We start from the raw sequence: 23,295 nt of genomic DNA on the forward strand, positions 1-23,295 counted from the left end.
AATTTTCACAGTTCTATGATTGTGAAAGGAGGATTATTGTGAAGCATAAAACATTCACAAGGTTATCGATCTTCATGTCGCTGTTACTTTTACTCCATATCTTTATGCCAACTGGATTCGTTGCCAATGCACAGGGGATACAAGATGACCAAACGGCAGAGGGCGATTACGGTATGGTTGTGACCGCACACCCATTAGCCTCTGAGGTTGGAGCGGATGTGTTAAAAAAGGGCGGCAATGCGATTGATGCCGCTGTAGCGATTCAATTTGCTCTGAATGTTAATGAACCCATGATGTCTGGTATCGGCGGCGGTGGTTTTTTAATGTACTATGATGCCGAGACAGAAGAAGTTTCAGTCATTAACAGCAGGGAGCGGGCACCGGCAGGCGCAACACCTGACATGTTTCTTGACGAAGACGGTAATGTTATACCTTTTCAGGAAAGGGTCCGCAGCGGTAAGTCAGTAGGCGTGCCCGGAACCTTGAAAGGCCTCGAAACTGCCCTTGACCAATGGGGCACCCGTTCAATGGAAGAACTGCTTGAATCTTCGATCGAAATGGCTGAAGAGGGGGTGGAAGTAAATTGGGTGCTTGCCAACGCCATTGCCAGCAATGAGGAAAAACTGTCAAATACAGCAGCAAAAGAGGTTTTCCTTCCTGATGGTGAACCGCTGGAAGAAGGCGATTTGCTCGTACAGGAAGACTTGGCTGAAACGTTCAGATTAATCGCCGAGCAGGGCACAGATGTGTTCTATGGTGGTGAAATTGGCGAAGCACTTGCTGAGGAAGTCCAAAAGCGTGACAGCAGTATGACATCGGAAGATCTCAGCCGCTATGATGTGACCCATGAGGAACCGGTATGGGGCGATTATAGGGGATATGATATTGCATCAATGGCACCACCAAGTTCAGGTGGGCTGACGATGCTGCAAATGCTGGAAATGTTTGAAGAGATGGATCTGACACAATATGGTATCAGATCAGCTGAAAAGTATCACCATATGGCCGAAGTGATGCACCTTGCCTATGCAGACAGGGGCGCTTATATGGGTGATCCGGAATTTGTGGATGTACCTGCTGAAGGATTGCTCCACCCGGACTATATTGATGAAAGGGTTGGATTAATCGATCCGGACCAGGCAAATGATAACGTTCAGCCAGGGAACCCATGGGATTATCAGGAAGGTGAGCCTTCTGAATTAAGTGAAAAGGCCGGTGACAAAACAAATGGTGAAACGACACACTTTACCGTTGCCGATCGTGAAGGCAACCTTGTCTCATATACGACAACGATTGAGCAAGTATTCGGATCGGGGATCATGGTGCCGGGTTACGGCATTATGCTGAACAATGAACTGACGGACTTTGATGCTGTACCAGGCGGGGCGAATGAAGTTGAGCCAAATAAGCGGCCGTTAAGCAGCATGACACCAACGATTGTATTACAGGACGGAGAACCGTTCATGACAGTCGGTTCACCGGGCGGTACAACCATTATTACGTCAGTCATGCAGACAATTGTCAATGTGATCGGGTATGATATGGCACTGAAGGATGCCATTGAAGAGCCGAGAATCTTTAGCAGTTCCTATCCAAGTATTCGCTGGGAGTCCGGCATCCCGTCAGATGTACGGGAGCAGCTGGCATTAATGGGGCATGAATGGCGGTCGTCGCCAGGTGAAATTGGTAATGTCAACAGTTTATTGATCGACTCTGAAACTGGTCTGTACTTTGGTGCTGCAGATTCAACACGGGAAGGCAAAGCAATCGGCATTTCGGCTGATGAATTACCGCCGGATGAGTCAACGGTTGCATATTTGCAATATCTTTCTGATGAATTGGCAGATGAAGGTGAGTTCAATGATGGAAATGCCATTCGTCAAGTTAACACCCATTTATCAGCTGTTGCTCACTATGAAAACAGCGAAGATATGGAAAAAGCGATTAAACATCTGAATGGATTTAAGACACTGCTTGCGTATCAGTTGAATAATGATTTGATTTCGGAGGCGGCTTATGAGGAATTGATGTCAGCATCCGATAATCTGCTGGATGAATGGGAGTAGATTTTAAGATTGATAGAAATCAATTGAAAGGGCTTTTTTCAAGGCGGGGCAGGTGAATCACCGCCCTGCCCTGCTCGTTAAAAAACAAAACACTGATTCAGACTCATTAACAAGGAGGGATGAACATGTTTAAGTTGCGTCGAATATCGATGATGGCAGTGATTTTCGTGCTGCTGATCGGAACATTTTTACAAACGTCAGTTGGAAATGCTGCACAAACACAGGATGAACCGGCTTATGACACCATCATCAGGAATGGAACAATCATCGACGGATCCGGTCTGCCGCAATATGATGCAGATATTGGAATACGAGATGGAGTTATCGCCCGTATCGGCAATTTGGAAAATGATACGGCAGAAAAGGAAGTGGATGCGAGGGGACAGTTTGTAACACCAGGGTTTATTGAAATTCACAGCCACGCATCAACGTCAGCACTTCAGGAAGCAAGAAGTTCCCTTACACAAGGTGTTACGACAGAAATTTTAAATGTTGATGGCGGCGGCCCAACAGACCTTCAGGAGCGTTTTGCCCTTGAAGAAGAAGGTTTAGGCATAAACATCGGTGCCCATATTGGATTCAATTCCGTCTGGGAAGAAGTTGTCGGTGAAGAAGACCGGCAGGCAACAGCGGAAGAAATCAATGAGATGCAAGAACTGATAACAAAAGGTATGGAAGATGGTGCTTTTGGTGTTTCCGCCGGATTGTTCTATCGACCGGCTTATTATGCAACGACAGAGGAAGTTATTGACGTTGTCAGTGCAGCAGATGAATGGCGGACATATTTTCAGCATCATATCCGCAATGAGAACAATAACGTGATAGATGCAACCGCTGAAACAATTGAAATCGGTGAAGAAGCAGGTCTTGTACCTCATATCACGCATATGAAGGTGATGGGGCCGGATAACTGGGGTAAATCTGAAGATACGGTTGGTCTGATCGAAGAAGCAAATGCCCGTGGGACCTATGCTACAGCGGACGTTTATCCATATCTCCGCAGTCAGACAGGTCTGACAGCAATTGTGCCGCCATGGGTAGAGGACGGCGGATGGGATGAGATGCTCGAACGTTTCGCTGACCCAGAGCTTCGTCCACAAATAGCCGAAGAAATTGAAGACATTATGCATAGCCGGGTGGAAGGACCGGGAGATGTCTATTTTCCTACAAAACGAATGACCCTTGCCGATTATATGGAACAGGGTTTCAACTATACCAGAGATGGACAGGCACTTTTAGGGTTTCTCAATTTTGACTATGACAGTGACATTACCTTTGATATTGATGAAATAAATGTCCGGGATTTGGATGGAAACACTGCGTTTGAATATGATTTCACTGAGAGTGATGAATGGGAATCTGAATCATTCCAGCAGTTATTTTCCTATCCATCTGACGCGGTAAACTACCTTGTAGAAGACAATATCGGGAAGGTTGAAATCGATGAACGCATGCAAGGAAACGCCAGTGCTTATGGCAAAACAACGCCTGTCATGGATGAGCTGGAGAGCAATAGTGAAGCGTACATGCGTTTTAAAGTCAGTGACGTCGGAAACAACCAGCGAATTCGATTCTGGCTGCAGGCTGATGACTTTAGCTCCGGAAGTTCATTTCCTGTAAATGGTTATGGCATTGAGTTACATCTTGGAAATGACGAACTCGTCTTATATGGCAGAGAAGACGGAAGCTCAACGAATTACGGCAGTGTGGATGCTGATATGACAACCGAGTGGCATTCATTGAGAGTACGTGTCGAAGACGATCAGCTCATGGTCCGTCTCTGGAACGACGTAAACGAAGAGCCGGAAGAGTGGAGTATGACAGCGGAAATCCCAGCACCACAAGATAATGAGGAGGAAGAACTGACACCGGGTGAAACAACCATGCGAATTTTGGAAACAGAAGGCAGCTTAAGATCCATTTATAACTTTGGCCATGAAGATGATTTCGAACGGATACTTGACAACCCGACGACGGCCATTGCATCTGATGGCGGTGCGACGACATCAAACAGTACGCATCCAAGGAGATACGGAACACAGCCCCGAGCACTTGGCATGTATATAAGAGAAGAAGGGCTTGCGGATTGGGAAACAATGGTTCAAAAAATGACAGGATTGCCGGCAACCATTATTGGCATGACAGATCGCGGGTTTATTGCTGAAGGCATGACCGCGGATATCACGATTTTTGACCCGAATACCGTCATTGATAATGCGACATTTGACCAGCCGAAACAGTATGCAGATGGCATCGAGCATGTTTTGGTCAATGGCGAATTTGCGCTTGAAAATGGCGAATTAACCGGTATCCAAGCCGGTAAGGCACTGCAGCGTGATGCCAACATGCCAACCCGTCCGATGACAACGGAAGCTGTTGACTTAGAGAATGAAGGAGAATTATATGACATTGATGAACCGAATGCAGTATCAGGAGCAGGAATAGACTTTTCTCTTCAACAGGGTGAAACGGATGTACAGGCCGATGGGTCATTCGTTGTTCAGGATGATCGTTCAGGAATAGACTTTGAAGCAACCGGATTTGGAAAAATTCAAGTGACAGATGGCTGGACGAGCTTTACCGGCCGCGGTCTTCTGAATGGCGATATTGAACGCACTTTCTCGGTCATCATCGACAAAAACGAGACTGGGATAACAGATGATCGTCCAACCGTTACGATTCAGATTGAGGGAGAAGATGAAATTAGAGGATTTCTGGGTGATGCAGAACCTTCCAGTATTGAAGCGATGAAAGAATTGGTTGATCGTTTCACAGATGAAGGTGAAGTAGAAAATGAGGATACGGCACGATTGCTGCACACCCATTTGACTACTGTGGGACATTACGAGGAATCAGGAAATATGGACAAGGCTGTGAAGCACATGAACAGCTTTAAACAATTGCTTGATTATCAGGAAGCTGAAGGCGGGATTTCTGAGGAAGCGTCCAATGCGCTTATAACACACGCAGATAACCTGCTGGAAGCGTGGGAGTAGATAGGTAAAGGTTATCACTTACCAAGTTAATAGCAGAATACAACTCAGATGCAAGGGTAACTCCCTGTGACAGAAACGATTTGTCACAGGGAGATTTTTTTAAAAAAAGGGGGTATTTCATGTCAAACAAATGGTTGAGACAATTAACGTCTGTGTTTCTAATCATGCTTCTGGTCATAACCGCTCCCGTAACCGTGTCTGCAGGAGATCCAGGAGATCCCAGACAAAACCCGACCGCTGTTGGTGACGGCGGAGCAGTTGCAACTGAGCATGTAGAAGCCTCAAAGGCAGCGATAGAAATTTTGAAAAAAGGCGGTAATGCGATTGATGCAGCTGTGGCAGCGGCGGCAGCACAAGGCGTAACACGTCCCTTTTCAGGCGGTATTGGCGGCGGGGGTTTTATGAATATTTACCTGGCTGAAGAAGACCGTTCCCTGGTTCTGGACCATGTAACCGAAACGAGCGAGAATTTTGGGCCTGACGCTTTTATTGATCCGGAGACAGGAGAGCTCTATCCTGCTGCTGTCCGCAGTTCAAGCGGAATGGCAACAGGTATCCCCGGCATGGTAAAAGCTTGGGAGCAGGCATTGGAAGAACATGGGTCAATGTCTTTAAGTGAAGTGCTGGAGCCAGCAATAGAAGTTGCCGAAGAGGGATTCGCTGCTGACCCTAACTTCATTCGGGAAACAAGGGAAAACGCTGATAAATTCAGGCTTTTCGAAAGCACTTCAGAGCTTTACCTTGAGGAAAATGGAGAGGTCCCGGAGCCAGGTACAATTATGAAAAATCCGGATCTTGCTGACACATATCGTCTAATTGCTGAACATGGGAGTGAAATTTTTTATGAAGGTGAAATCGCGGAGGCCATTATAGATACGATCCATAACCCCCCAGTAGTCGATAATCCGCACAGGGAAGTTTTGGAAGGAAATATGTCGATGGATGATCTCAGAAACTATGAAGTGATTCATAAGGATCCGACCCTTACGAACTATCGCGATTACAATATTTACAGTGTCCCGCCTTCATCCAGCGGTGTAACGATCAGTGAAATAATGAATATTTTAGAGGGTTATGGCCTTGAAAATATGTCCAAAACACAGGCATATCATTACTTTCTTGAAGCTTCCAGGTATGCATTTGCTGACCGCAGCATGTATATGGGCGATCCGGCACATACAATGGTTCCGGTAAAAGGTTTAATGTCAAAAGGCTATGCAGCTGAGCGCAGGCAAAGAATATCGGATGACTTCGCTACGATTGGACAGGTTGCTCCAGGGAATCCATGGCCATATGAAGAAGATCCGGATAAAGAACCTGAGCCACCGGAAGATGATGGGGTTGCTTTCCATCATAATTTTGAAGGAAATGACGGGGAACAATGGGACCCGCTCATCTTTGCGGATCTCCACTCATGGCCTGGCACACCAGCTGGCGCTACTTTCACCATACAGGAAAATACCGGGCATGTTGATATTGATGAACGGCTCCAAGGCAACGGAAGTGCTTATGGACTGATTACGCCGGACATGGGTTCCTTGAATGAGAGTGAATTGTTAGTGAAGTTCAGATTTAATGAGCTGGGGAATAACCAGCGTTTACGATTGTGGATTCAGGCGGACCGATTCAGCTCCGGAAGTTCCATGGCGGAAAATGGTTATGGGATTGAATTGAGAGCTGATGATCAAAGGTTAATTTTACGAGGAAGAGAAGATGGCAGTTCAACAACTTATGGCAGTATGGATACGGATTTATCCACCGAGTGGCATTCGTTGCGGCTGAGAACTGAAGGCAACCAGCTTAGCGTCCGTCTTTGGAATGACGAGATGGATGAACCTGATGACTGGGATCTCGTTCATGAACTGTCAAAAGAAGAAAAAGCAAATAATGCTTTAGGCAGAGCACTTCTGAGCATTATCAATTTTGATTACAATAGCGGAAATACGGTTGAATTTGATGAGATAACAGTAAATGATCTGTCTGATGACACCCAAATGACGACACTGGAACAAAATGCAGCAAATTCACAGGAAGCCGAAGAAGAAATACCTACAGAGACCATTCATTTATCCGTAAGTGACAGTGAAGGCAATATTGTCAGCTATACGAAGACAATCAACAGTATTGCAGGAAATGGGATGGTCGTTCCGGGATATGGGTTTATCCTAAACAACGGATTTTCAGGCCGGACACCAATGCAGGACCCGGATCACCCAAATGCACCGCGTCCCGGACTCCGGATGCTGAGCGCGATGTCTCCTGCCATTGTGACAAAAGATGGGGAGCCTGTGATGACAGTCGGGGCACCATCGAGTAACCGGATTATAACAACCATTGTGCAAATCATCATTGGCCAGCTTGATTTTAGCATGACATTGCCGGAAGCCATAAATGAACCACGTTTATCTCAGCGAAATCTAAGCCATGCAAGCACGCAATACGAAGAAATTTATCTTGATGAATATGGGTCACTTTTAGATGAACTGAAAGAAATGGGTCATACATTCACCGCGGATACAGCTATACAGGGAATAAGCGCTGCAACTGGTTTGGAATTTTTGGATGATGGGAATGTCCGGGCCGCTGCTGAACCAGAGAGAAGAGGCGGCGGAAGTGCGATGGCAATAGATAGGGATGAAATAGAAGATCCGCCTCCTGAAGAATCCAGTGTGGAATTCATGATAGAACTGGTTGAAGATTATGAAAGAAGCGGAGAGATTGAAAATCATAAAGTAGCCCGATTTCTCAGTACCCACTTGATTTCTATTGAGCATTATGAACAAGAGGAAAAAATAGGTAAGGCTATCAAGCATATGGAGGGTTTTCAATCGATGCTGAATCATCAGGAAGAAAATAACCTCATTTCCGAACGGGCTGGTGATGAATTGAAAGGACATGCCGATAATTTGCTTGAGCAGTGGCAATAGATGGTTAGATTTGCACCGTAGTGGCAAGCAATAGTTTGCCACCACGGGGATTTTATACAAGGAGGAATGCTAATGCAAAAGCACAATTGGAAAAGGATTATTCCTTTCCTGTTGATTTTATCACTGTTTGCGCCTATGAATCTGTTAACCGGAATGGCCGCATCGAATGATGAAAGGGAGGGATATGTATCTGAAATTGCAAGCGGTCCATTAGCTGGTAAATCTTTTGACTATTTTTGGTCAGAACACTCAACACGCATCACTGATGCCGGTCCAATTGACGGTGAAGTTATTTACGTCGGTAAAGCGTGTGATGACAGCGATCAGGTACCTGAAGCGATGGATGAGGACGATGTAGCTTTAGTAGAACGTGGTGACTGCCTTTTTGTTGAGAAAATAGACAATATAGAAGGAAACGGTTACTCAGCGGTACTGCTATTTAATGATCAGCGTACGGATGACGATGGTTGTGATGCTTTTCCGTCATCCATGTCCACCTCTGCATCAATTCCGATGTTAGCGATTTCTCGTACAGTCGGGTTGCAGTTGCTGGGTGAAACCGGATCAGAACCAGTGCCATGCCCGGATGGCCCCGAGACGGAATCAGCGGTTGGAACTGTTGGTGAGAAAGTATTCATCCTAAACGAGTTTGACCCAAATTCAACTGAAACAGGTTTTGAACAACGTAATGGAAATGGCTGGACAGTACCTTCCGAGGAAGCGGCATTTCTGGAGACAGTTGCGGAAGAATCGGAAAGGGTCACTTACACTGAAGCTGGGACTTCGGTGGAGGGGCGTCCCATACACTTAGTACGTGTAGGATACCCTGTGCCGCCATCGGATGAAGAAATTGCAAATGGACGAAATATATTGATACAAGGCACACCACACGGTAATGAACCTGCAGGGCAGGAAATGGCATTGCAATTACTGCGGGATTTGGCTTTTACTGATGATTCGGAGTTGCTGGAACAGTTGAGCGAAACAACAATCCTGTTTATGCCAACACCAAATCCAGATGGAAGGGAAGCCAATCAAAGAGGAAACAGCTGGGGTGTCGATAACAATCGTGACCATCTTAACCTGGATACACCTGAAATACAGACATTAGCTAAAGTCATGAATAAATTTAGTCCAGAGATTACGATTGATGCGCATGAGCGGCCAAGTGGTGCCAGTCCGGAAATGGAGATGGTATGGCCGCGCAACCTTAATATTGATGGACCATTACGGGAACTTAGTAAAGAAATGGTGCAGGATTACTTGATGCCTGATGTTGAGGAAGCAGGTTTTACGACAGGTATATATGGATCCCCAAATTCGAGCACGAACGGCAACGAGCGCGTACTGTCAAATATGCTCGGTTTACGGCACGGGATAGGCTTGATTACGGAATCAGCAGGCAGAGCAAAACCTGAAGACCGAGTAGAGATGCAGATGGAAACAGCATTATCAGTCATGCGGTTTTATCGCGAGCGTTTCGATGATGTAGTACAAGCTGTGACGGAAGCTCCAGAGCGGAAGGCAGCTGATGGCGCAAATCGGGAACCATTCTATCTCGATGGGGCAGATAACCGGGAGCCACCAGAGTGGGCAGTATTAGACCCTGCTTCATGCGGCTACCTCATAAACAGTTCGCAGGAGGAGGAGATAAGCCGGCATATTGACTTATTCTCTTTACGGACGGAAGAGGTAAGTGGGAATGGGGTATTCGTTACGATGAACCAGTCTATGATGACGGTCATTCCATTATTGCTTGATGAACAGGCAAGATATAACGAGCTCAGCGGCCTGGCACTGGAAGACTGTTCAAACCCAGGAGAACTGGAACCGCCGCTAGGAGCGCCAAGTTTAGCGAATTTGAGGATACTGGCTGACCGTTTTGCATCAGATGGGGAATTTGCCAATGATGAAGCCGCTCGAGCTGTGACCCTTCATTTGACTGCAGTGAGCCAATTTGAGGAACAGGGCGAGACAGAAAAGGTCGTCAAACACCTGGATGGCTTATTGGAATTGCTTCAGCACCAAAGAGAAAATGAATTGATTACTGAGGAGGCTTATCACCTGATTGAACCACAGGCAGATAGTTATATGAAAGAGCTGCAATATGCTTTTTATCAAGGGTTCGTTGGCGACGACGGCAACAGCTGGGATTCATCAGATTTTGTGAATCTTGATTCCTGGCCGACAAATCCGGACGGTGCAGTATATACGATCCAGGACAACACCGGTCAGATTGATCTTGATAACCGTCAGCAGGGCAATGGCAGTGCTTATGGACGTGTAACGCCGTACATGGAAGATACGGAAAACAGCGAGCTGCTGGTACGTTTCAAGGCTAATGAGATAGGTAATAATCAGCGGATGAGATTGTGGCTGCAATCGGATGCCTTTTCACCGGGTAGTTCAATGCCTGTTAACGGCTATGGTGTTGAGCTGAATCTCAACACAAATGAACTGATTCTTCGGGGCAGATATGACAGCAGTTCCACTAATTTTGACCGGATTGATGCGAATATGTCAGATGAATGGCATTGGGTACGTTTGCGTAAACAGGATGACGAGCTGATGGTGCGCCTCTGGCATGATGATAGTGATGAGCCCGCAGAATGGGATATGGTTCATACACTCTCTGCAGATGAACAATTGCCAAATCAATCTGGCAAAACGCTTTTAAGCGTCATTAACTTTGATTACGACAGCAGCAATAGATTCAACTTCGACGAGATTATTGTGAGCGATTTGGATCAGTAACTAGGGTAGGGAGCAAGTTCCTGGTAATGCCTCTTTTTGATAGAGGGGCTCTCCCAATCTATCATGTCATCAATATAATCTTATTTGAGCAAAGGAGGGCATATGGTGGCAAAGTTGATGAAGCAAATGGCAATGGCAGGGGCAGTTATTGCGTGTGTAATGCTGTTGGGTTTTTCGGGGCAATGGTTAAATGGTCAAACGGAAGGTTCACGATTTGAAACGTTAGAAGAAGAAGTTCTAAGCATAGTAGAAGAGGTCTCTGAAGAAGGCGATGTTTCCATCTTTATTGATACAAGTGAGGGTGAAATTGGAGTTAATGAAACGGAAGTTTATTCTGCTGCAAGCACGATAAAGGTGCCTATTCTTGTTGAAGCGATCAGACAAGCAGAACAAGGTAACCTGAATTTGGATGAAAAAATTGAGATTGATTCATCAGATATTGTTGGCGGCGGAGGGATTTTAAATGACCTATCGGAAAATCAGTCTATGACCCTGAGAGATCTATTGACGTTAATGATTATTGTTTCTGATAACTCAGCAACAAACATGGTGATAGACAGGATAGGGATGGACTCAGTAAATGAGACTTGTATGGAAATGGGCTGCGAGCAAACAAAACTGCAAAGATATATGATGGATTTCAGTTCACCAGTTGACAATTTAACAAATGCAAAGGATATGGCGAGGATATTAAAAGCAATAGACGAAGCAAATATCGTTTCTCAGGAAGGGCGGAACGAAATTTTAAGAATAATGAGGGAGCAAAAATTGACGGCGGGACTGCCTGGTCATGCAACTGAAGTAACTTTCGCCAGTAAAGGCGGATCATTGTCAGGACCACCTCAGATAAGGCATGATGTGGCACACGTTACAGATGGGAATGAAACAGCATATGTAGCTGTATTGACTAGCGGGTTATCTAAACCGACTGCCAGAAAAGCTATGAACAAGATTGGTGAAAAAATGGCAGATTATTTAGTCGCACCGCCACCGCCGTCGGAATCGGCACAATATGCGACTGATTTTACTGAATATGAAGCTGGTGAGCAGCCGGACGATTGGTCAATTCTATGGAGGGACAGCAGCTGGACAGTTTTGGATGATCCGCGTCGGCTGGAGCATTTGCCTGATGGCGGGCGCCGGGCATTGACGTGGGATAAGGTTGGCGAAGTTCGTGGCGATGTTGAAGTGGCCAGTGTAGCTCGTGCAAGTGGTGTCAATAACACGATGTTCCAACTCGGGTTCCACATGGGAGGTACAGCGGGCAATGAGGTTGGCTACTATCTTGATGTGCGAAGTCCAGATGCGAGTTCGTCTGCAAACCATGTACGAATCAATAGCTGGGATTCCGGCAAATTTGAACTGCTAGACAGTGCGAATTTGCCATTCACGGTAACCGAGAACACCTGGTACCAGATTGTGATGCAGCGTGAGGATGACACGATACGAGCTAAAGTGTGGCCTTATGGTGAGTACGAGCCCAGTGATTGGCAGGTGGAAGTTACTGACGAGTCCTTCTATTGGGGTCGTGTTGGAGTTGGTCATTTCAACTCAGGTACAATTAATGACTGGGCGTATGTCAGTGTAGGTACCGGTGGTGAGTCCGCACCGCGCGCACCAGAGGATCTGTTAGACCCGGAAGATCCAGAAGTTGACAAAACAGCACTGCAGAACCGAGTGGATGAGATCATTGATGAGAATTTGAATGAAGCAAACTATACAGAAGCTAGCTGGCAAACCCTGCAAGATGCGTTGGAAGCGGCTGAAAATGTACTGAACGATTCTGATGTAACACAATCAGATGTCGATGAGGCATTGGCAGTATTGAATGAAGTGCGTGATGCGCTGGAAGAAGCAGAGCCGTCCAACACGAGCAGTATGATTACTAGTGTTGAGAGCTTCGCAGAGGAGGGTTCATTTGAGGATAACAGTACTGCGAGGTCATTAATAACGCATTTGACAACAGTGAGTCGCTACGAAGAAAACGAGCAAGTAGAAAAAGTTATTAAACACATGGAAGGATTTAAGCAGCTGCTAAACTATCAAAAAGAAAATGAAATAGTTTCTGAGGAAGCATATAATACGCTTTATTCAGATGCGGAATCGTTAATTGAGAACTGGCAAAAAAATCTGGACCAGTAACTAGAAATGCTACTAAGCCATTAAGGGATGTCCCCTTTATAGGAGATATTCCTAAAGATTCGTTATTTAAGCGCATACAATTGAAGAAATTTCATTTTCATAAAACTTGAAAGGGGGGCTTTTTATGAATTGAATACTTTCATGATGAATCTATCATTATATGAATGGAAGTATGTATCAGTAGAATTCCAAGTAATAAGGAGGAGGACGAGGTTATGATGGAAAAAAATTTATTGAGAAAAGTTCTGCCTTTTCTGGCGACGTTATTAATGTTGTTGATCATAAGTCCGCATACTGTCCTGGCAGGTCAAGATGGAGCTGCCACGGATGATCGTTTTATGACCTATGAGGAACTGGTTGAAAACCTAAACCAAATTGAGGCTGAAAGTTCAGGTGAAGTTGAAGTTGACGTCATAGGACAATCACGCCAGGACCGTGAAGTCTATTCTGCCCGTGTAGGCTCGGGAGATGAAGTGTTGTTGATTAATGGAAATATACACGGTAACGAGAAGAGCGGTCCCGAGGCATTGCTGCAGATGCTCAATACGCTAGGAACTAGCGATAGCACTTTAGCTCAACAAGTTCGAGAAGGAGTTACAATAGTTGCGATCCCGCGACTTAACGTTGACGGTGCAGAGATAACACAACGGCAAAATATCTTCCCGTGGGACGACGTTATTTCAACTTACCCAAATCTCGAAGGTTCTGATTCGGCTTGGTACTATAGTGAGCGAAACGATGGCTTTGACATCAACCGAGACTTTAATCCCGATTTAAGCTACGAACCAGTACTGGAAGATCTGCCTGGAACAGGGGCTGACCCAGGATTTTTCTTGACAAACGAGTCACGCATGCTCAGGGACTTGTACCTGGATTTGAAGAACGAGTTTGGTAACGTGGAAGCCTTTGTGGATCTTCACCACATGGGCACCCCTAATCTCAATGAAACTGGTGAAGATGTTACGATAGCGATTGACTACCCTCCGTTAGGACCTGAAGACAGCACGAAGTATGATGAATGGCCAAATCTGGACCAAGAAGAGTCCCGGCGTTATGCATTGGCTGCTGCCCTTGGTGTGAAAGAATTCTCGGATAATGAAGAACCTGGTGTAGCTCGCTATTTACACCCAGAGGAGCGTGATTTACCTGGCCAGGCTAGGTCTTCATTTGCTTTAAATGGAACCGCGACAGTCCTGTTTGAAATGCCTGGGCAACAACCTGAATATGGTTATGATCAAGAATTGATAGATCGTGTAGAGAATGGCCTCTGGGGTATTGCTTCCCGTATGGCGGATAATTCTATTGATAACCTTAACGGCGATGATTTCTTAAAATTGCCTAAATATTGGACTTCAAACATATCTGATGTGGAAACACTTGTTGAACGTTTTGCAAATGAGGGTGAGTTTGAGAGTGATGATGCCGTTCAGTCCTTAACAATGCAATTGACCGCTATAAGTCATTACGCAGAAAAAGAAGAAGCTAACAAAGTAGTTAAACACACGAAGAGTCTTAAATCTCTGCTTGATCATCAGAAAGAAGAAGAATTGATTTCTGAAAAGGCGTATGACAGACTCGCGGATGATGCTGACTATCTAATTGGTAAATGGCAGGAATCCTAAATAGTATAAGCTCCTCTGATGCGGGCTGATAACCTATCCCAGGAGCTTAGAATATGAAACTATCAAGATGGTACCTAACCATTATTAAAGAAGCGGTTACTGTGCTTACGACACATACTGATGACCTGCTGAAATGGCGGGACGCTAATAAATTTGTCCTCCCCTTTTAGTAGAATCATGCACTTACTAGAAGGGGAGTGAATCTTATCCTTAAGAAAGTTTATAACTTCTATCGCCTAAAAATTAATAGGAGGGACGATTACTCATGACCATTATAAAAAAGGGTTTGATACCTTTTATTATGGTAATGTCATTTCTCTTAGCTTTAAGTCCATTAAGTGTGTCTGCTGAGATCGGCAGTAAAACCTTAGATATGCCTGAAGAAACATTGACGACAGGGTTTGAGGACCGGGATGGTGACGGATGGACGACGCTTGAGGAGGAAGCAGCATTTTTGGAAGAACTGGCAGAGATGTCCGATCGGGTTTCTTACACCCAAGTCGGAACATCGGTCGAGGGACGCCCAATCCGCTTAGTGCGGGTAGGATTCCCGGAACCGCCCTCTGATGAAGACATTGCGGCAGGAAACAACATTTTGATTATGGGAACGCCGCATGGAAATGAGCCTGCAGGACGTGAGATGACACTGGAGCTGATGAGGGATTTGGCATTCACAGAAAATGATGAACTGATAGGGCAGCTGCGTGAGGCGACCATATTGTTTGTTCCAACACCAAACCCGGACGGCAGAGGTGCGAACACACGCGGAAATGCTTGGGGTGTTGACAATAACCGTGACCACCTCAATTTGGATACGCCGGAAATGGAGACGGTTGCAGATATTTTGAATGAATTTCAGCCGGATATTACGGTAGATGCCCATGAGCGGCCCAGTGCAACAGGAAATCCGGATATTGAAATGCTCTGGCCGCGCAATCTGAATGTGGATGAGGAATTGCGCGAGCTGAATAAAGAGCTGGTTCAGGACTATATGCGTCCGGATGTTGAGGAAGCTGGATTCTCAACGGGGTTGTATGGTTCCCCTGGAGGAGCTGGCGGCGGCGATGAACGGATTTTGCGGAACATGCTGGGCCTTCGGAATGGCCTTGGAATTTTAACGGAAAGCGCCGGCAGTCAAGAACCACTGGACAGGGTGGATATGCAAAGGGAAGCCGCTGATTCGATACTACGATTCTACCGTGAGCGGTTTGATGATGTAACCGAACTCGTCGACGAAGCACCAGAGCGTCAGGCAGAAGTAGGATCAGATCCATCAGAGCCATTCTATCTCGATGGTGCAGATAACTGGGATCCGACAATTGTACTCGATCCAAAAGCTTGCGGCTACCTCATCAACAGTTCCCAAGCTAAGGAGATAAACCGTCATATCGACTTGTTCTCACTGCAGACGGAACAGGTCAGTGAAAACGGCGTATTTGTTGCGATGAATCAGCCAATGATGACGGTGGTGCCGTTCTTGCTTGATGAACAGGCGAACTATAACGAAGTGAATGGTTTGCCGCTGGGTAATTGCTTGAATCCGGGTGAAGTGGAGCCGCCGCTTGGAGTACCAAGTTTGGCGAATTTGAAGATTCTCGCCGATCGTTTTGAAGCAGATGGGGAATTTGCGAATGATGAAGCTGCTCGTGCCGTAAACCTTCATTTGACGGCAGTAAGCCAATTTGAAGAACAGGGTGAGACAGAAAAGGTCGTCAAACACCTGGATGGCTTATTGGATTTGCTGGAGCATCAAAGGGAAAATGAACTGCTTTCTGAGGAGGCTTATAACCTAATTGAGCCACAGGCCGACAGTTACATGAAAGATCTGCAGTATGCGTTTTATCAGGGTTTCGTTGAAGAAGATGGCAATAGCTGGGATTCATCAGATTTTGTGAATCTTCATTCCTGGCCGACAAACCCGGATGGTGCGACATACACGATCCAGGACAACACAGGGCAGGTTGACCTTGATAATCGTCAACAGGGCAACGGCAGTGCTTTTGGTCGTATAACACCTGATATGGAAGAAACGGAAAACAGTGAGTTGCTGGTCCGTTTCAAGGCAGATGAAACAGGTAATAATCAACGTTTGCGGTTGTGGCTTCAGTCTGATGCGTTTTCGTCCGGCAGTTCAATGCCAGTGAATGGCTATGGTATTGAAATGAATCTCAACACGGATGAGCTGATTCTCAGAGGTAGATATGACAGCAGCTCCACTAATTTTGATCGAATTGATGCAAATATGTCGGACGAATGGCATTGGGTACGGTTGCGTAAACAGGATGATGAGCTGAAGGTTCGCCTATGGAAAGACGATATGGAAGAACCTGATGATTGGGATATGGTTCACACGCTTTCGCCTGATGAATACTTGCCAAATCATTCTGGCAGAGCGCTTTTAAGTGTCATTAACTTTGATTACGATAGCAGCAATATTTTCAACTTCGACGAGATTATTGTTGATGATCTGGATCAATCGATTAATAATTAGGGATCTCTCAATCTATCATTGGTTTAATGTTTTGAAATCATGATAACGTAAGTAATCCCGTACCACTCTTTATGGTGATACGGGATTTTTTGGGCTCTATAATTGGAGACATCCAATGGGTTCAGGCCCTATAGCAACTGCTTTAAAAAGGCGAAAATCTAATCATGTCTTCAAGATTGCTCATCATATCTGAGAGTATAATACCTGTTACAAAAAAAGTTAAAACTGACATGATCAGGGATGTGGCAAGGCTGACATAAACTTTATGGCCTGTTTCGCTGATCAGGTTTGCCTTTTCATATACGAATAACACAGGAATAAAATATAAAAACAATCCGTATGACGCAGCCAGTAACACCATCGTTAAAAATGGAGATCCGGCAAGTCCTGCTACGATAGCAACAACATTAATGGCTGCAAATGGAACCCCCAAGCTGCCGTATTGCGTGAGGAGTGTCTTGGCTGAATCCTGATTCTTTGCTGCTTTTGTCATCAGTAAAATACTGGAAAATGCTAATGCCAAAAAGACAATAGCAACAAACAAAAGCTGGAACGTCAATGAAAAGAATGGTAATGACACCCAGCTTACGACCGTAGAATTAGCTAAAAAGTATAAACTGAGTGAAGATGCTAAGGCGAAAATCAGAAGCGTGATGACCGCGTTCAGCAGTTGCTTTCCAGTTGTATGGAATGCTGTCGTCGGATTTTTTAATAAGTTTAAGAAATAATTCCAATAATTTATTAATCCATTTTTGATATTTTCTACTGTTTGGTTTGCCTTTTGCTGTGATTGTTCGGTTGTTTCAGCAGCTGCCGTTTGCTGATAGCCGTCAGTGTTGACCGGGTTTTCCTGGGCAGTGCTTGTGTCGGTATTGTTATCGCCGTCTACGGATTCAAGTGCGGCTCCGCAGACACTGCAAAAATTTCCCGATTCCTGTTCATTGTTACATTCTGGACATACTAACATCTCAATATTCCCCCTTATGATTTGATGGCACATCCCGAGTGATTTCGTCATATTCGATTAAGCTGATTTTATAATTGCCATCTTCCAATGTCATGGTATAGATTTTTACCCTGTCATAGTCCGTTTGTTCATCACGGTGATTCATAAAAGGTAAACCGTTCATTGGTTATCTCTTAACCGTTTCTTCGTCAGCTTCCTCCACATTCAATACTCCATGTGATGTAAAATCATAATGATAATCCGTATCCGGATTTCCGCATTCTGTACAGTATCTCATTTTTCTCCTTTCTCCGTTTAAGTTAAAGAATAGGTCAACAGACTAATGCCTTAATATTGTAGCAAATTTTACTAAAATTTGAAGGGATTTCAGGTGAACTGTTCTATTCTAGGAAATATACCTTGTAACAGAATGGTTTAGGACGGGATGTTTCGTACCATTCATTGGCTGGTTATTTATATCGGTAAGCCGTTTTAAATGTTAAACGGTTCTTCACAAAAACCTTTTGGTAAGAAAATGATGGGGATATGTATCGTGGAATACAGATAAAAACCGGACAGCGAGACTGCCCGGTTTTTATCCTTACCATCCCAATGCCTGTTCAAAGGCCTTTTTGCCTCCAACAATCGGTAGTTTCACATTGCTTTGGCCCAGGGAGACATCAAAGGTTGCCTGATTATCATCCGGCATAAGCCATCTGTCGTCACTTCCCGCAAGCACGATGCCAATGCGATGACCTTTTTGGAAAACATAGTCTTCAGGCAGTGTATCCCATTGGAAACGATAGCTTTTGCCTGGTTTTAAAATGTCAGTGCGGTCCAATGCTTTCCAGTTTTGGGCATCGAGCCATCCGTGTGTAACGATTTCGTATGGTGCTGTATGCGTTGTCTTTTCCGTTTCTTTATAGCAGGCGTCGTCCACATCAGTGCTTTCGCCCCAGCAGGATTCAATATCCAACGTACGGACACCTTCACCTCTGTCACGATGGTTCACGCGCTCATCCGTGCCATAATCAACAATCATGGCTGTCAGATTTGTATTTTCCTGATCGACCGCTGCCCGAATATCAAACGCAGGGACACCGCTTAATGTAACATCCTCTTTTAATTCAGGAGACAAAAACATTAATCTGTTCTCTTTTGCTGTCAATTCATCTTCAACCATTTCCTGTTCTGTCTGATCAGGATCGTCGGTGAACGTCTGGCTGAAGTTGCCCTTGATAGCTCGAGTTGTTAATGTTCCAGGCAATTCGTCCGTTGCGGGCCCAAGTTTTACTTTGATTGATTCAGATTCCTCAAGTGGCCATGAGGAATAGGTTTCCCATTCATTTGCTGAGCGCTCGATATCAACCATTGGCTCGTCCATAATCCCGTTGTCGATATCAAGCAACCAATAGTCAAACCATTTATGAAGGGTGTTGACCCATTCTGCCCGTCTAAAATCAAATGGGTCAACGTGTCCGGTCTGTGTCAGCCACAGTTTTCGCGGAACATCGTTTTTGTCCAGTTTCGTCCACCAATTAGAAAAGTGATTGGCCTTGACATTATAGTCGTTTAATCCATGAATAACGAATACACTGGCCTTGACATTATTGGCATCTTTCACAAAATTGCGCTCGTCCCAAAATTGGTTGTAATCACCAGTCTCATCATCAGCTTCTGCTTTGATTTCTTCTCTGACAAATGTACACGCATCAATGCTGTCACTGCTTGTTACAGTGCGGGACAATCCACTCGGTCCATTTGGATAAAATGGTATGCCGCCATAACGATAATAGTCATACCAGCTGCTAATGGCGCCGATTGGGACGATTGTTTCCAGACCCTCTACCCCTGTGGCGGCAACACCATTGGCGATCGTGCCGTCATATGATTTTCCAATCATGCCTGTTTTACCTGTCGTCCAGTCAGCTTCAATCTCTTCACCGTTTTCGTTCCAGGCTGTTCCTTTACCGTTCAGCCATTCGATAACAGTTTTGGCACTTTCCGTTTCTTCGTAGCCACCGGTTGTTGGGCATCCGTCGGAGTTGTTAGTACCAACCATCTCGACTAGTACAACGGCATAGCCCCTTGGTACAAAATAGTTATCGTAGAATAGCGGGAATTTTTCATTGATGCCATCACCATCGGGGTCTTTTAACTCAGATTCGTTGCCCCGTCCAATACTTTCATAATAGGGGCTTGCATCCATGATGACAGGAACCTGGAGATCGCCTTCTGTTTCCTCGGGGCGAATGATGTCAGCTGCAATGCGATCAGGTTCACCATCATTATCGCTGTCCAGTGAAGATTCAACATAAATCGTTTCTTTAATCGCATCTTCATAGGAATAGATTGGCTCTGTCACACCGCTGTCCAGCTGATAGCCAGTGTTCAATACAGAAGAGTCTGCTGCTGAATTGGCTTCGGCCAGCGACGGTCCGGCAAATATCATTGACAGCAAAAGCATCACCATAATCGGCAATATTCTGTATGTGCCTTTTTTAAACAAATAATCCCTCCTAATCTATCAATCTAGGTTTATCGTAACGTGTACTAGAGAAAATAGAAAGAGATTTTTGCACTAATTTTCTGAATAAAAAGAAGTTATATTAGTAAAAAAGTAATAAGTTTGAACTTTGAAAGGGATGATATGAGAAGTGTCCTTGGCGACGCTTTTTTGGATAGGTTGGATAGGTCTGGGGAATATAGTGTAAAAGCATATGTTTCTATATTTTCTATAAGGTCTGCCATCATATAAATACTTAACATTATAAGAATGGAGAAATTCCTCTTGATAAAAACTGTTTACAATATTAATATATAATTGTAAACAGTTATCAAAAAACAAGAGAGGTGAAATCAAATGAAGAAAAAAGCTCTTTTTGAGCAGGCGCAAAGATTTGGTAAATCATTTATGTTACCGATTGCAGTTTTGCCTGCAGCAGGGTTATTGTTGGGTATTGGCGGCGCTTTCAGCAATCAGGCCACGATAGAAGCATACCCTATTCTTGATGTAGCCTGGCTTCAAGCTATTTTTACCATTATGAGTTCGGCAGGGGATATTGTTTTTGCCAACTTGCCGGTCATTTTTGCCGTTGGGATAGCGATTGGTCTGGCCAGGTCGGATAAGGGTACTGCCGGCCTTGCAGCAGTATTGGGTTTTCTGGTGATGCATGCGACGATTAACGCCATGCTGACAATAACCGGAAAACTTGTGGATGAAAATATCGCTGAAGCCGGACAAGGTATGACATTAGGTATCCAATCACTGGAAACAGGTGTATTTGGCGGTGTCATTTTAGGGCTGGTAGCCTATTGGATGCATCAGCGCTATAACAAAATTGAACTGCCGAGATTTTTAGGATTTTTTGGCGGATCACGCTTTATACCCATTGTGACTTCTTTTGCAGCAATTATACTAGGTATCGTACTATTTTACGTGTGGCCAATCATTCAGGAAGGGATTTTTTCCTTAGGTGGCCTTGTCGAAGCAACCGGTTATGTTGGCACGTTAATTTATGGATTTATTTTGCGGTTGCTTGGACCATTTGGATTGCACCACATTTTTTATTTGCCGTTTTGGACAACCAGTCTTGGCGGATCCATGATTATAGACGGATCACTGATAGAAGGTACACAGCGGATTTTCTTTGCGCAATTGGCAAATGCGGGTTCCGTTGACCAATTTTTTATTGGGACAGCTCGTTTCATGTCCGGACGTCATATCACGATGATGTTTGGTCTGCTTGGTGCAGCCTTGGCCATTTATCATACAGCTAAACCTAAGAATAAGAAGAAAGTGTTCGGTCTGATGCTGTCGGCCGGTTTAACGTCATTTTTAACAGGTATTACCGAACCGCTTGAATTCTCATTCTTGTTTATTGCACCCATACTGTATGTGATTCATGCGTTTTATGATGGTTTGGCGTTTATGCTGGCCCATATTTTTGAAATAACGATCGGTCAGACATTTTCCGGAGGTTTTATTGACTTTATGCTGTTCGGTGTCCTGCAGGGAGCCGATAAAACGAACTGGTTTATGGTGCCGATTATCGGTGTGCCATGGTTCTTCCTGTACTACTTCACATTCCGGTTTATGATTAAGAAATTCAATTATAATACACCCGGACGTGAAGATGATGATATGGAAGAAGTTACGTTAACGAAAACAGAACGAGCCAATACGATTATAGCCGGTTTAGGCGGCGAAGAGAATATTAAAGATGTGGATGCGTGTGCAACGCGTTTGCGGGTTAGTGTTCATCAGTCAGATCTTGTCAACAAAGATGATTTAACAAAAACAGGCGCTAAAGGTGTCGTCGCAAGCGGAAATGGTGTACAAGTTATCTACGGACCGGAAGTTACCGGAATAAAAAATGAGGTTGAAGAAGCGTTAGGGGATAGTTAGACTATGAAGATATTCAAACAGCTAGAAAAACAGCTTGTCGTATCGTGTCAGGCTTTGGAAGATGAGCCATTGCATTCCCCGTTTATTATGGGGCGGATGGCGCTTGCCGCTTTTCAGGGAGGAGCGGCTGGCATTCGGGCCAACACGGGGACTGATATCAATGAAATTAAACAGCAGGTGGATTTGCCGGTTATCGGGATCATTAAACAGGATTATAACGATAGCAGCATCTATATAACACCAACGCTGCAGGAAGTGAAGGAATTGCTGGATGCAAATATTGATATGCTGGCAATTGATGCGACGAATCGAAAGCGTCCGGACAATGAACAGTTGGATGAACTAGTCAACTATGTAAAAGCGCATTCACCGGATGTTGCTCTGATGGCCGATGTTTCAACGGTTGAAGAAGCGATCAGCGCGGAGCAATTAGGATTTGACTGTGTGTCGACAACGCTGATAGGTTATACTGAAGAAACAGCAGGAACCAATCTGGCCGATCATGATTTTGCCATTTTGAAAAAGCTGGTGGAAGAAGTTTCTGTTCCGGTTGTGGCGGAAGGGAAATTGAACACACCAGCAAAAGCAGCCAGGGCGCTTGAGCTTGGAGCGCATTTTGTCGTTGTAGGCAGTGCCATCACGCGTCCGCAGATTATTACGGAAACATTTGCAGATGCAGTCAATACAGTTGATTGAGTTCGTGTTATGAATAATGGAGGCAGGGACAATAGGATATTAGCCAAAGATACATCCGAACGATGATTCCACTATGATGGGAACAGTTCGGATTTATCTTTGGAGGGATGTTTGAAAATTTATTGCGAATGATCGATAAACGGAGAAGTAACTTGGTCTTAGATTTGCTTTTTTCCATGCTTTTGTTGGTGAGTGCATGTGGGTCGCTGCGAAAAATACGCCCTTTCCGGGGCACAGGCTCAGCTAA

General features: G+C 44.8%; 12 protein-coding genes. 9 read left to right on the plus strand and 3 right to left on the minus strand.

Annotated features, from left to right (window positions below; all coding sequences use genetic code 11):
* Positions 1-104: 104 nt before the first annotated feature.
* The 7 genes from ggt (at position 105) to BM195_RS07195 (ending at position 16,998) form a co-directional block, all read left to right on the plus strand.
* Positions 105-2,066, plus strand: a complete 1,962-nt coding sequence (gene ggt, locus BM195_RS07165; protein WP_425283900.1) for a gamma-glutamyltransferase — start codon at positions 105-107, stop codon at positions 2,064-2,066.
* A 125-nt stretch (positions 2,067-2,191) separates the two neighbouring features.
* Positions 2,192-5,062 carry an N-acyl-D-amino-acid deacylase family protein gene (locus BM195_RS07170; RefSeq protein WP_170848183.1) on the plus strand — a complete coding sequence of 957 codons (2,871 nt, stop codon included), beginning with the start codon at positions 2,192-2,194 and terminating at the stop codon, positions 5,060-5,062.
* 119 nt (positions 5,063-5,181) lie between these two features.
* Positions 5,182-7,989: a gamma-glutamyltransferase gene (locus BM195_RS07175; protein ID WP_090235825.1), complete on the plus strand. Its 2,808-nt coding sequence runs from the start codon at positions 5,182-5,184 to the stop codon at positions 7,987-7,989.
* 72 nt (positions 7,990-8,061) lie between these two features.
* The gene (locus tag BM195_RS07180) at positions 8,062-10,743 is read left to right on the plus strand and encodes a M14 family zinc carboxypeptidase (protein ID WP_170848184.1); all 2,682 of its coding nucleotides are present in this window, start codon (positions 8,062-8,064) and stop codon (positions 10,741-10,743) included.
* Between the two features lie 105 nt (positions 10,744-10,848).
* A complete protein-coding gene (locus tag BM195_RS07185) occupies positions 10,849-12,885 on the plus strand; it encodes a serine hydrolase (protein ID WP_170848185.1) in 2,037 nt (678 codons plus the stop codon).
* Between the two features lie 215 nt (positions 12,886-13,100).
* Positions 13,101-14,507, plus strand: coding sequence for an FIMAH domain-containing protein (locus BM195_RS07190; protein WP_244535695.1), 1,407 nt, complete (start codon positions 13,101-13,103; stop codon positions 14,505-14,507).
* 265 nt (positions 14,508-14,772) lie between these two features.
* Positions 14,773-16,998 (plus strand): M14 family metallopeptidase, encoded by a 2,226-nt coding sequence (locus tag BM195_RS07195; RefSeq protein ID WP_090235835.1) that lies wholly within the window; start codon positions 14,773-14,775, stop codon positions 16,996-16,998.
* Positions 16,999-17,140: 142 nt separating this feature from the next.
* On the opposite strand, the gene BM195_RS07200 is transcribed toward BM195_RS07195, so the two are convergent.
* The 3 genes from BM195_RS07200 to BM195_RS07205 form a co-directional block, all read right to left on the minus strand.
* Positions 17,141-17,965, minus strand: a complete 825-nt coding sequence (locus BM195_RS07200) for a zinc ribbon domain-containing protein (protein WP_090235838.1) — start codon at positions 17,963-17,965, stop codon at positions 17,141-17,143.
* 1 nt (position 17,966) lies between these two features.
* The gene (locus tag BM195_RS18285) at positions 17,967-18,128 is read right to left on the minus strand and encodes a hypothetical protein (protein ID WP_170848186.1); all 162 of its coding nucleotides are present in this window, start codon (positions 18,126-18,128) and stop codon (positions 17,967-17,969) included.
* 417 nt (positions 18,129-18,545) lie between these two features.
* Entirely contained in the window at positions 18,546-20,453 is a 1,908-nt protein-coding gene (locus BM195_RS07205) for a Xaa-Pro dipeptidyl-peptidase (protein ID WP_244535696.1), read from the minus strand.
* Positions 20,454-20,807: 354 nt separating this feature from the next.
* On the opposite strand from BM195_RS07205, the gene BM195_RS07210 reads away from it, so the two are divergent.
* Together BM195_RS07210 and BM195_RS07215 are read left to right on the plus strand one after the other, a co-directional pair.
* Positions 20,808-22,352, plus strand: coding sequence for a PTS transporter subunit EIIC (locus BM195_RS07210; protein WP_090235841.1), 1,545 nt, complete (start codon positions 20,808-20,810; stop codon positions 22,350-22,352).
* Positions 22,353-22,361: 9 nt separating this feature from the next.
* A complete protein-coding gene (locus BM195_RS07215) occupies positions 22,362-23,048 on the plus strand; it encodes an N-acetylmannosamine-6-phosphate 2-epimerase (protein ID WP_170848195.1) in 687 nt (228 codons plus the stop codon).
* The last annotated feature ends 247 nt before the right edge of the window (positions 23,049-23,295 follow it).

Origin of the sequence: Lentibacillus halodurans, from assembly GCF_900112045.1 — a bacterium.
Taxonomy (GTDB): Bacteria; Bacillota; Bacilli; order Bacillales; family Amphibacillaceae; genus Lentibacillus; species Lentibacillus halodurans.